7 protein-coding genes are annotated in these 12,704 nt (G+C 36.9%); 5 read left to right on the forward strand and 2 right to left on the reverse strand.

Annotated elements, in window-relative coordinates:
- Both DB42_RS09480 and DB42_RS09485 read left to right on the forward strand, forming a co-directional pair.
- A partial coding sequence (locus tag DB42_RS09480) for a transposase (RefSeq protein WP_044882751.1) occupies window positions 1-511 on the forward strand: 511 nt, incomplete at its 5' end.
- Window positions 512-897: 386 nt separating this feature from the next.
- Window positions 898-2,283: an F-box protein gene (locus tag DB42_RS09485; RefSeq protein WP_044882752.1), complete on the forward strand. Its 1,386-nt coding sequence runs from the start codon at window positions 898-900 to the stop codon at window positions 2,281-2,283.
- 5 nt (window positions 2,284-2,288) lie between these two features.
- On the opposite strand, the gene DB42_RS09490 is transcribed toward DB42_RS09485, so the two are convergent.
- The gene (locus DB42_RS09490) at window positions 2,289-4,244 is read right to left on the reverse strand and encodes a hypothetical protein (RefSeq protein WP_044882753.1); all 1,956 of its coding nucleotides are present in this window, start codon (window positions 4,242-4,244) and stop codon (window positions 2,289-2,291) included.
- A gap of 745 nt (window positions 4,245-4,989) precedes the next feature.
- Here DB42_RS09490 and glgP point away from each other — a divergent pair.
- Window positions 4,990-7,548, forward strand: a complete 2,559-nt coding sequence (gene glgP, locus DB42_RS09495; RefSeq protein ID WP_044882754.1) for a glycogen/starch/alpha-glucan family phosphorylase — start codon at window positions 4,990-4,992, stop codon at window positions 7,546-7,548.
- A 45-nt stretch (window positions 7,549-7,593) separates the two neighbouring features.
- Here the strand turns inward: glgP and DB42_RS09500 are convergent, their stop codons facing one another.
- A complete protein-coding gene (locus tag DB42_RS09500; RefSeq protein ID WP_044882755.1) occupies window positions 7,594-8,397 on the reverse strand; it encodes an ABC transporter substrate-binding protein in 804 nt (267 codons plus the stop codon).
- 1,064 nt (window positions 8,398-9,461) lie between these two features.
- Between DB42_RS09500 and glgC the strand changes: the two genes are divergently transcribed.
- Together glgC and DB42_RS09515 are read left to right on the forward strand one after the other, a co-directional pair.
- Window positions 9,462-10,808 (forward strand): glucose-1-phosphate adenylyltransferase, encoded by a 1,347-nt coding sequence (gene glgC / locus DB42_RS09510; RefSeq protein WP_052436113.1) that lies wholly within the window; start codon window positions 9,462-9,464, stop codon window positions 10,806-10,808.
- A gap of 15 nt (window positions 10,809-10,823) precedes the next feature.
- Window positions 10,824-11,576 (forward strand): metallophosphoesterase, encoded by a 753-nt coding sequence (locus DB42_RS09515; protein WP_044882757.1) that lies wholly within the window; start codon window positions 10,824-10,826, stop codon window positions 11,574-11,576.
- The last annotated feature ends 1,128 nt before the right edge of the window (window positions 11,577-12,704 follow it).

Consider the following 12,704-nt stretch of genomic DNA (forward strand, 5'->3'; position numbering starts at 1 on the left):
GAAAATGTTTATATTTGGCATAAAATCTAATCGATTAATTGCTTTCTCTGATGAAGAAAGAAAAAAAGGCCAGTATCAAAATTTAAATACGTTTAATTTCAAATATGGAGATAAAAGGATAGTTTGGCTTAAAGAATTAGCCTTCCCCGTAGCTTTAATCACAAAGTTCTTTAAAAACAAAGACGGTTCTACAGGGGTTCTCCACATTGTAACTAACGACCTAAATCAAGAGGCTGACCGAATCTATGAAATCTACCACAAAAGGTGGCGCATAGAGGAGTATCACAAATCAATAAAGCAAAATACTAGCCTTGAAAAATCACCCACCAAAATTGCTCGCTCTCAAAGAAATCATATTTTTTCATCTCTTATCGCTTACTGCAAACTTGAATTTCTTAAAATTAACACCTCACTCAACCACTTTGCTTTAAAATATAAGTTAATTCTTAAAGCCCATCAGATGGCCTATCATGAACTGCAAAATTTACACAGGAGTTTTATGCCTGCGTAAGGTGAGTTAATTAATTAGCTACAGCTTACAAAGTAATTTGTGGCAAAGCTTATTTCAGATACAATCGGCCATAGGCTATAAATGGCAAGCGGTCACGAGAAGTAGAATTGCTTAAACTCCTGATAATCAGTAGGGAATGCAAATCAGAAAGTACAGCAAATAGAAAAGACAGCTATTTGCAAGCATTTTTGGCTTTGCAGATACCCGTAGAATCACATCTAAAGGGGGGCCTACCCCGTGACCTTTTACCATACATGCTTTTTCTTCAGAAAGGCAATAGATGGGGCATAACTCAATTAATATTTAAAACATAACATTGAATTTTAATACATAAATTATTAAAATTTTATAATAAATAATTTAAATTTAAATTTATGGTAAATACCATGACCTCCCTTTCCCTAATTCCTCATATAAGAATACCTGAAGAAGTACAATTAAAAATTCTTAGCCTTCTAGATGAAAAAGAGTTACCTATTGCAGCCCTTGTTAACAAACATTGGCAACGAATGGCGCACGATCCTTCTTTATGGCGGCCTATTTGCCAACGACGCTGGAAAAACCTTAGCCGCTCTTCTTCTCCAGGAAAAAACTGGCGAAAAATCTGTAAGAAAAGAGTGCAGATGTCGCAAACGATGAGACTAACGAAAGGCGAATATTCGAAAAATAAATGTAAACAAACTATCTACAAATTACCTAATTTCTCAGGAAAAATTCTTGCGCTTAAAAGAGAAAAACAATTTGCTTTTATAAAAGCTACAGCAGGTACAGCGCAAATCTATCACTTGGGCGAAAAAAGTTGTCAGCTAGTGTATGATAATGTGAAAGAGGAAAGTTCTCGTCTGATTCATTATCAAGAAGGCCATATTATTCAAGTGACGCAAGAAGGGCAGCTCTATCGTTGGAAAGTTAATGAGGCTTTTCCTACAACTTCTCTATGTTACCTTGGAAACTTTGAAAATGCTTACTTTGCTCAAAATCATTTATTTTTAGTTACTTCTCATCACACGCAATTTAAAATTGTGGATGTACGCACAGGATTAAGCTGCTACAAGACTACCTTGGCACCAATCAATTTTATTCTCTGCCGAGATAATCAAGCCTTAATCCACTGTCTAGATGGCAGCCTTTATTTTATTAATAATCTAGAGAGCTCTTTCTCCAGCAGCCTTATGGCATTGGAAGGCAACTTTAAGTCCCCTCTTAATCAAGAACTCTGTCAGTTTGATGAAGCGCGAGTCATTATTTTATGCGAAAATGATTTACAAAGAAGATGTCATATATGGGATGCTTCTAATGGAAAAAAGAAAATAGAGTTTACCTTGGAAACACGACCTGTGGAAAAATGTTGGGACAAGAAATCAATTCTAACAAGCTCTAGTTATGATGGCAAGCGCTTAGCAGTAGGGCTAAGTATAGGTTTTGTTTTATTTTATAATGTTGATGATGGAAATTTTTTAACTCAATCAAACATAGGCGGCGTAGCGCCTGTGCGCTTTCTTGCTTTAGATGAAAACCATTTCCTCGCCTCTACTTTTCATCCTGAATTCAAGAGTTTTGAACTTTATCAGCATACTCCAGCTATAAAATGTGGTGGAATAATATTGCCCTTCCTGCCTAACACATATCCATGGTTAAATTCTAATATTATTCATGCTAGCTACGATTGCCGCAAACTAGTCTTTTGTGATGAACATGGATGGCTGCATCTATGGGACTTTGCTCATTTGCAAGGAAAGGAGCCTATTTTAGTGGCTCCTCCCTATGTTTAGGGAAACTATTTGCCTGTCTGAAGCGTTTGGCTAATTAAAATAGATTGCAACTGCTCATAAGAACGATAAGAGGAATATTTTCCTTGCTTTATCTCTTGGCTAAGCGTCTCAGTGAGTTGTGAGGTTGCTTGAAGTTGAGCATCTATAAAATGTCTGGATTCTTCAAGCTTGGTGAAAGAAGAGGGATCAATGGGTAAAGAAATTGAAGAGCCAAAATGGTTCTTTATATCTGATGAATAGCGTTGAGAGAGCCTCAGCATTTGCTCGTCTCCAGGATGAGATAAGAGAGCTCTTTTCTTCCGCAAAGCTGAAAGTCCTTTCTTATCTGCATTGAATTTTCCCTGAGCTTTCTCTAGCTCTTTAGACATTTGTTGATAGCTTTTATGCTTTCTTTCTACTCGGGCAAAATCTGATGAAGATTGGTTCGATGAAAGAATCCAATCATCATCTATTGTAAGTTTATATTTCTCACGCTTGTTTGCAATTTTTTCAATTACCTCTTTTTTCTGCTGTACTGCTTGCTCAAAACGCTGAATTTTTTCGTCTATTGGGCCATAAATTTCTTTTTCATGCTGTTGATAAATTGCATATTCATCCTTTAATGTTTGGAAATTCTGAGGAAATTCTGCAAGCCTTGCTTGTGTTCTATCTAAATTAGGAAGGATAAGGGGAAGGGAATGAGAATCCTCTAAGCTAGATATTCTTTCTAACAACTCTTGAATATGCGAAATTATATTATCTATTTCACTACAATGGAGGAACTTTTCAGCCAGAGAAGCATGCAGTTCAGCTGTTGAGTAGCGATTATTTGTAAAAAGAAGCTTATCAAATGCTCGTACGCTTTGTTCTAAATCTCTAAGCATGTTTAGTTTTTCATCGGTCTGCTGTAGGCTTTGCTTCAGTACTTCTTCAATTTTTTGACCTACGTACACTGTAGCCGCTATCGGCTTCCAGCCTTTTCCTGATGATATCTCTTGTAATTTATTTCTGGCCGATTCCCGAACATTTTTTTCAATGATATCATCCACTCTATTAAGGGTGGCCGGAGCTATTATGGTATGATTATTTAAATAGTAAAACTTACTTCTTTCATTAAATAAGGAAGGGCGCTCGGGAAAAAATTCATCCCATAATTTGTTAATGCCCTCTTCAGCTCCCCTCTCCTTATCTATAATTTGCTTTAAAGTTTCTTGAAGAGCTTCTCCAGGAATGCCAAGAGCCAATAATTTTAAGATTAAAGTAGGTGAAATATTTTCTCTTCCCTTTCTTTCCTGGCGCACAGCTTCAAGAGCCTCTTGTTTTAATTTTTCTAAGTAATTGTCTTTAATTTCTGGAAATAATGAATGATGGCAAGCCTCCGTACCCTGCGCTTCAGAACCCTGATAGAGTTGAAATTTTGCTCCACGCGGCTCAATTTTACTTTTGGATTTGAAGAAAGCGACAGATAGATGAAAAAAAAGCAGCAAGCGCGTTTCAGCATGCATCTTCACAGCAGAGGAAAATTCGCTGGCTGGGATCTCATCTTTTTTATTGTTGTATTTATCCATCTTGCCTATCAGCTGTTGAAGATGAGAAAATTTAAGCCAATCCTCTTGCGCAGCCGTCCTTGTTAAGCTAGGAATAAATTTATCGGTATTGAGGACAACTTGACGGTTAGTGGCAGGGTTGCTATCTAAAGGGCCTGCAGGCCTGAGTTGCAAAGAAAAAGTTTCTTTAGCAAATTGAAATATTGCCAAAGACTCACTATCCCCTTCTTCCATTTGCAGGTAGTTATAAAAATGAGCTTTAAACTGCGGATGTGCCTCAATTTCTTCCTTAACTCGATTTACAAAAATTGTACTTACTCTTTCGTCTAATTGCTTCTCTTTTCCTTTCTCGTCAACTTCTCTAGGTCTTTTTAAGCTCTTTATTTGCAAGGGCTCAGAAGACGAAGAAGAATGGGGGCCTATAGGATGACTCATAAGACTCTCCTCTTTCCTATTAGAAATTAGATTTTTAGCAATTTGCCTTTGGATAATGCAGGTTTCATGCCAACTACTTGAGGAGAGGATTAAAAAGCTTTTTGAATGGGGAAAGTTAAAAGAGATCTAGAAAGAATAAATTTCCCTTAAGCTTCTATGCTTTAAAGGAGGAAAAGAAATTTTTTTAAGAAAAATGAAAAAAAGCTTAAGGAGGATCTAAATATTTATTTAGCCACCTTATTAGCTAATTTTAATTAACTTTAAGAGACGGAGTAGCCAATGGAAGATTCTAACTTATGCAAAGACCTAGTAGGAGTGTCGGTGAAATAATTTAAACAAAAGTTATATTTTTACGATCTATAAAGAAGAAAAAGAAAAAAAGCGCCTTTTCCCTTTAAGCTTTTAATAAAAAGAGGCTTATACCTTAAGAAAGAGAAAGCAACTTGAAGACCCCAGGCTTATTCCATTTATTTTCTCTACTCTTTTTTAATAAAAGGCAAACTCATCAGATTTTAGCTCTAGATTCAAGCCTGTAAAATCTAAAAAACATTAAAAATATTTTTATTTTAAAGACTAATCTTAAGGGGAAAAGAGGTGGTTATCCGTTCACACTAAAGACTTAGAAAAATTTATTCTAGAAAGCTGTAAGCCTTACTTTACAGGGCAGGCGTAAATATTTTTGCAAAAGACTTATCAAAAAATAAGTTGATAATATATACGCTAAAATTAGCCAAGGAGATCCATTATGACAGCCTCTATTGATACAGATACTATCGTCGATAATCTTGTAAATAAAACCAAGCACTACCTGATTACGACCGTCGGTAGAATTGCTGAAGATGCTCATGCAGATGAAATTTATAACGCCCTTTCCTATGCTCTTCGAGAAGAGGTAATGATCCGTTGGTTAGCAGGGGTCCGAACACAAAATAGGCAAGATACCCGCATGCTCTACTATCTTTCTATGGAGTATCTGCCCGGACGGATTTTAAATAATGGGGTCACCAATTTCAGAGCCTTAGAAATTGTACAAGCTGTACTGCAAAAACTAAATCGCTCCTACAACGAAATTATCTACCATGAAGCCGATCCTGGTTTAGGGAATGGAGGCTTAGGACGCCTTGCTTCCTGTTTCTTAGATTCATTGGCTACTTTGAATTATCCGGCTCAAGCTTATGGGCTAAGGTATCAATATGGAATTTTTGAGCAACAACTTTGGAATGGTGCTCAGGTGGAAGCCCCTGATTGCTGGCTGATTAGTGGTAATCCTTGGGAATTTCGCCGCGATACTCGCCGTGTGCATGTTAAATATTGTGGAAATACTACTGCTCTACATAATATTCATGGCGATGATATTTACCAACTAAAAGACTTTGAAGAAGTGCAGGCTCTTCCTTACGATTATCCTATCGTAGGGTATGCCAAAGATAATAAATACTCTGTCGTAACTTTACGTTTATGGACGACTAAAGAATCTCCTCGTAATTTCCAGCTACAACGCTATAATGCCGGTCGCTTGGACCAAGCAGCTGAAAATTCCGCTTTAACAGACGTATTATATCCTAGCGATCATCACGAAACAGGTAAAAGAGTACGCTTAAAGCAAGAGTTTTTGCTTGTTTCTGCCTCATTACAAGATATTGTTCGTCATTATCTGGCTCATCATCAAAACTTTCGCTCGTTTGCTGATAAAGTACGTATACAAATTAATGATACTCACCCGGCCATGGTAATTCCAGAGCTCATTCGCATGCTTATCCAAGAACATGACTTACCTTGGAGAACAGCTGTAGAAATGACACAAGCCTGTACCGGATACACCAACCATACTGTACTTAGCGAAGCCCTGGAAGTATGGGATAAAGATCTATTTAACTACCTGTTGCCTAGACAATTACGGATTATTGAAAGGCTAAACCAAGAATTTTGTAATACCGTGCGTAGTAAGTATCCTCGTGATGAAGATAAAGTAAGACGCATGTCTATCATAGAAAATCAAAGCATTCGCATGGCAAATCTTTCCGTTATCGGCTCCCATTCAGTCAATGGGGTCTCAGAAATTCACTCAGAAATTTTAAGAACTCGAGTTTTTAAAGATTTTTATGAGATGTTTCCTGAAAAGTTTTTTAACGTTACCAATGGAGTCACTCAGCGTCGTTGGCTATTAGAATGCAATCCTGAGCTTTCTAAATTTATTACTAAACGCATTGGAGATGGCTGGATCACGGACTTTGCCAGTATAGGAGAGCTGGCTAGCTTTGCTAGCGAGCAGGCTAGCCAAGAAGAATTTTTGGCTATCAAAAAAAGAAACAAACAGCAGTTAATAGAATTTCTTAATGAAAATAATAGGCAGCGCAATGAAAAAGGCGAACTAGTTATGCCCTCTCCCCTGATTGAAGCCGATGCTATTTTTGATGTTCAAATTAAGCGTATTCATGAATATAAACGTCAATTGATGAACATCTTAAATATCATTATGACCTACCAAGAAATCTTAAAAAATCCTCAACATCAAAGGATAAAAAGAGTATGCATATTTGCAGGAAAAGCTGCCGCCTCCTATGATCTGGCCAAGAATATTATTCTTCTCATTAATGCTGTCGCCCGCAAGATCAACCATGATCCTGCCGTAGAAGGTTTTTTGAAAGTCGTGTTTATTGAAAATTATAACGTTTCGCGAGCTGCTATCATTATTCCTGCTACCGATCTATCCGAACAAATCTCTACAGCCGGTACGGAAGCTTCTGGTACAGGTAACATGAAATTGGCAATCAATGGAGCTTTAACCATAGGCACAGATGATGGGGCAAATATAGAAATGAAAGAATCTATTACTGAGAAATGGTGGCCTTTTGCCTTTGGTGCTTCGAGGGCTGAGATAGAAAAAATGCAATTCGAGCATTCTTACAATCCTAAAGAAATTTATAACAAAAACACTTCCATCCAAGCAGCCTTAAATACCTTGCGAGATCATACGTTTGCTAATAATGAGCAAGAACATCAAGCTTTTAATGGAATATTTCAAATACTTCTAGAAGGTTTTTATGGGTCAGGAGCCGATCATTATTTTATTTTAAAGGATCTAGAAAGCTATTTTGAAACACAAAAAAAAGTAGAGCTTCTTTACGATAATCCTTTGCTTTGGGCAGAGTATGCGATTCACAATATAGCAGGGATGGGCAAATTTTCTACGGATGTTTCCATTAAAAATTACTGCGAAAAAATTTGGGGCTTAAGCCCTTGTCCTACTGATCCTGAAATATTAAGAAGAGTAGAACATGAATATAGGCAGTATGGACGTTAGCCATTTCTCATTCATATAATGCTTTTACTATTTTGCTCTTTAAATTTAGGGGCTATCATAAAGGCCCCATTTTTGTATAAGCTGCTTATACAAACCTTTTTCTTTAACGCGAGCTAGCCCCTCGTTAAAAAATTTAATAAATTCTTCGGATTTAGGACGACCTAAGGATACTAAACGAAGGCCTTGATGAGATAAAGGCGCTGTGGCTATTTTTAGCTTATTGTCATAAAAACTATGAATCATCATTTGGGCATGCCATATATCCATAATGACACCATCTATTCTGTCGTTTTTAAGATTTTCTAAAGCTGCGTTCATGCTCTCATAGGTTACCAAGATAATAGAAGGATAACGGGATACGTCATAAATGGAAGAAGTTCCCGCAATGATACCAACAATTTTACCGTCCATATCCTCTAAGCGATGAGCTTCAGATTTTTCGTCCACGACAAGGACGGACCCTAATTCATATAAAGGATGGGAAAAAATATAGGTTTGGCGATTAAGGCTATTAGGTACCATAAAAGTAAAAACGGCATCATAGTTTCCCGCCCTAAGATCTTCTAAAAGAGTATTAGGGTTAGCAGGAACAAATTGAATACGTAAATTTGCTTCTTTACCAGCAGCAAGCACTAGCTCTTCAGCAAAAGCTTGGACGTTCAGTTCTTTGCCAGTAAAGTCAAAATCATTCCAATTGATATGGCGTGCGATAACTATGCTTTGAGAGCTTGATAAATGTTTTGAGAAAAAGCAACCAGCTCGGATCCCGATGAGCAGCAAGATTCCTAATAAAAGAATAACAAAGATACGTATTAAATTTTTATAAGCTAAAAAACTAGTCGATTCCACTTAGATATGTCAGTACTTGTTAATTATAGTCCGAACCACAGTGCTATTAAGAAAATTATTTTCTTTAAGTGCTAACCGCAGATCTTAGCAGATTTTGCTCAATAAATAAATCCATAAAATGAATCAGCTGGCCTTTATTCCTTTTGTAACATATTAACAACTTTTTTAAATGCTTGTGATTTCTCTAGATCGGCTTTATAATGCTAATGACAAGATTTTAAGGTTATCTAACGGCAGCGGCGTAAATTACGCTCCGGGCAAAGTCAAGCTTTTGCCAAGCCCTTTTTAAGGTGAATTGAAGATTCCTTAAAAAAAAACATAATAAGCGGCTTGTAAGGTCTGTAGGCTTTTTTTACCCATGCCAAAAATGCTTTTTTTTTTCTCAAGCATTTGGGAGTCTCTTTTCTTTCAATGATTACAAACTTTCTATTTTCTTTTTTAAAGATGACAATTGTAGCATTATAAATATATGTAAAAGACAGGTATACAATAGCTTGAATGATTTTCCTACCTGGTAAGCTCTCTCTTTTTCCAGCGCCACGGCTACTGTTCTTCATGGGGTGCGCTATCGCTAGTCCAAGCTTCCTTTTTTGCCATGGCGCTTAATTCCTCAAAGGAGGATAAGGAACTACCCGCAGGGTTTTCCCCTCCCTCAATATTTTTTTCTCTCCCCTCAGCTATCCTCCTTATTGGAGGTTAGAAAAAAGCTAGTTTGTATCCTCAAATGCTGTTGTTTACGAATTTTTTTCAAGCGTACTATTTCATCGTTATAATTCCTTACTTTTTTAGGAATGAGTCAGCACTTTTGAACCTTTAAACGCCTGTCAAGCTACTTGCATGCAGGAAACCCTATCTTCAAAAAGAGAGGGAGCGAAGCTAGGATGAACATTTGCTGCAAGGCTCCTGAAATTGAAAAAAATCCTTTAATCTAAATAAAAATATTTCCTCAATTATCGCCTTCAGGGCAGTGTGAAAAGGCTTAACTCTTCAAAATTAAATTGATTTCTTGATGTAATTATACTCTTTATTTAAAGTGCGGTTAAGTCACTTTTAGGAGAAATAATATGGCCACTTTACAAGCAAATCATTTAGGGCAACATCCGAAAATCCATCATACGCCTGCTGAACTCTCATGTGATATGAGCCGTGTAGCAACCATTATCTTAGGCGGAGGGCAAGGCTCTCGTCTTTACCCTCTTACACGTTCTGATTGTAAACCTGCCGTTACTTTTGGAGGTAAATATCGCCTTATTGATGTGCCCATGTCTAATTCTATTCATTCTGGTTGCCATAAAATATTTATTGTTACCCAGTTTCTTTCTAAAACCTTACACGATCATATTTTTAAAACTTATCGACCAGGCACGTTCTCGGCTGGCTTTGTGGAAGTTTTGTCAGTAGAAGAAAAACCTCATACTAAAGCCTGGTTCCAAGGAACAGCCGATGCTATTCGCCAAAACCTTGAATATTTAACCGATGTTCCTATCGATTATTTTTTAATACTATCCGGAGACCAACTGTACCAGATGGACTACAAAAAAATGATGCAAGTTGCGCAACGGACCAATGCAGATGTGGTCATTGCTACCCTACCTATCGAAGAGAATCAAGCTAGCCGCTTTGGAATCCTAAAAATTGATCATAATGAACGTATTACCGAATTTGTAGAAAAACCTACAGATAAAGAACAAATAAAAACGTTTAAAGTTAGCGAAAGTACCCTTAAAAAATTTCACCTTAAAAATAATAAAGATGGCGCTTGCCTAGGATCAATGGGTATCTATCTATTTAAAAGAAAAGCTCTTTTAAAACTTCTTCTTACCGATATGCGTGAAGATTTTGGAAAACATTTAATTCCCAACATTATTAAAAATGGCAACGCTGCTGCCTATCTCTATGATGGCTATTGGGAAGATATTGGAACCATTGAATCCTACTATCATGCCAATCTAGCCCTTACGGAAGATAAGCCAGAGTTTAATTGGTATGACGAAAAACATCTGCTAGTCACTAATAGTTTAAATCTTCCTGCTGCTAAAATTTACAATACAAAAGTACAACAATCTATTATTTGTGAAGGCTCTGTAATCGAAGCTAAAGAAGTTTTTCATAGTATCTTAGGGCCTCGTACTCAAGTAGGCACAGGCACTGTCATCAAAGATTGTTACATTCTCGGTAATGATCATTATCGTTCCCCCATGCAAGACAATCAAACATCAAAAAATTATCAAATTGGGCAAAATTGCTTGATTGAACGAGCGATCATTGACAAACATGCCTGTATCGGCAATAATGTCTGTTTAAATAATGCAGATAAGCTCACTCATTATAACAGTAATGAAATTTTTATACGCGATGGCATTATTATTGTTCCTCGCGGGGCCTGCATTCCCGATGGTTTTACCCTATAACTTTAAGTAATTTTAATGGCAGTTTGGGCTCTAGCTGATTTACACCTTGCTTTTGGCACGCCTGAGAAAAAAATGGATGTCTTCGGAGAGCCTTGGATAAATTATACAGAGAAAATTAAAAAGAATTGGCTTAATTGTATTCAACCCTCTGATTTGGTTCTTCTTCCAGGCGATATTTCATGGGCCATCCAACTAGAAGATGCTGTTATAGATTTAAAATGGATTCATGAACTTCCTGGCACCAAAGTGATGATCAAAGGGAATCATGATTATTGGTGGAGGTCTCTTACTAAAATAGAAAAAATTCTCCCTCCATCTATCCATCTTATCCAAAACAATGCCTTTCATTGGGAAGGATATTCTATTGGCGGTAGTAGACTATGGGACAGTAGCGCTTATAATTTTAATGCTTATATAGAATTTAAAGAAAACCCTTACGCAAAAATTTTGCTAGAAAAAAGTGATAAGGTTGCAGAATCTGAAAAGATTTTTCAACGCGAATTACAGCGCCTAGAAAGTAGTCTAAAAAATCTTAATCCTCAAGCTTCCATTCGTATAGCCATGACTCATTACCCCCCTATTAGTGCCGACCTCAAAGACTCAGCCGTGTCCCAGCTATTAGAAAAATATCATGTCAACACCTGCCTCTTCGGTCATTTACATAATGTGAAAAAACATCTGCCCTTATTTGGTGAAAAAAATCAGATTCGTTACATTTTAACTTCAGGGGATTACCTTGATTTTATGCCTAAACTAATTTATAGCTAAATTTTTACCATTCCCTTCAGGGAAATTGCATGAAAATTTTATTTACCATTTAGCATTTCCATCATGTAATCTCGATCCCATCTAGCTTTTGCCCTCTTATCCCTGATCTCTGCTTTTTGTTTTTGTACCAGCTTTTAGTAGGTTCATCGTACATCTATTCAAAACAGAGAAATTTTCCAAGCCGGGGTCTTTACGAACTTTACTCTTATCTTCCTCATAAGAAATATTTAAGAGGATATCTTAAAACTCCCTCTTTTAACTTATCAATTCGCCTTAACATCCATCTAATCATCGATAGATAAATCCAATTTTCACTCGTAGTTATTAGGTACTCATGCTCTTTAGAAGTTCTTTGATTACGCTCCATCCATGCAAAAGTCCTTTCTACAATCCACCTTTTGGGCAGGACTTTAAAGCTTAAATCAATGGTTTTTAAAAACTTTTCTATTTTATCCTCGTGTACCCAACATCTACGAGGAGGCTTTTTAACGATCTCAAAGTCAATCTTATATTTATCTTGGCAGGTCTGCTTTAATACAGTGCCTTGATAGCTCATATCCGCCTAAACCTTGGTAATGGTTGAAAATAGGCTTTTGCATTTGTCTAACAGCTTAATTAAGGCCGCTCGCTCGTTTTCGTCAGCAGCTCCTACATAGCATGTTAATATAAAACCTCGCGTATCCCTTACAATGTGCCTTTTACGCCCCTTAACCTTTTTAGCTCCATCATAACCTGTGAGCCCCCCCCCCTTTCTACTGTTTTAACTGACTGGCTATCGAAGATGGCAGCGGTAGGATCGGGGTTCTTTCCCATTATAACTCTTAATTTTCTCCTTAAATGATGATTAATTTTCTCAAACAAATGTGTATCTTTCCACTTCTTAAAGTAAGTGTTAACCGTTTTCCAATGACGAAAGCCTTTGGGTAGATAATGCCACTGGCAACCGGTTTTTAAGACATAGAAAACAGCTTCCAATAGTTTTCTTTTGTATGTTTAATTGGTCTGCTTTCTCTGCTGTAATCTACTTCAAAGTGAATTTTAATGGCTTCCCATTCACGCTCTGATAAATCGCTAAGGTATGTATTGCTCATCTTTAACCCCCTTTTCTCTCAAAATCATCTTAAATAA

Source organism: Neochlamydia sp. EPS4, from assembly GCF_000813665.1.
Taxonomy (GTDB): domain Bacteria; phylum Chlamydiota; class Chlamydiia; order Chlamydiales; family Parachlamydiaceae; genus Neochlamydia.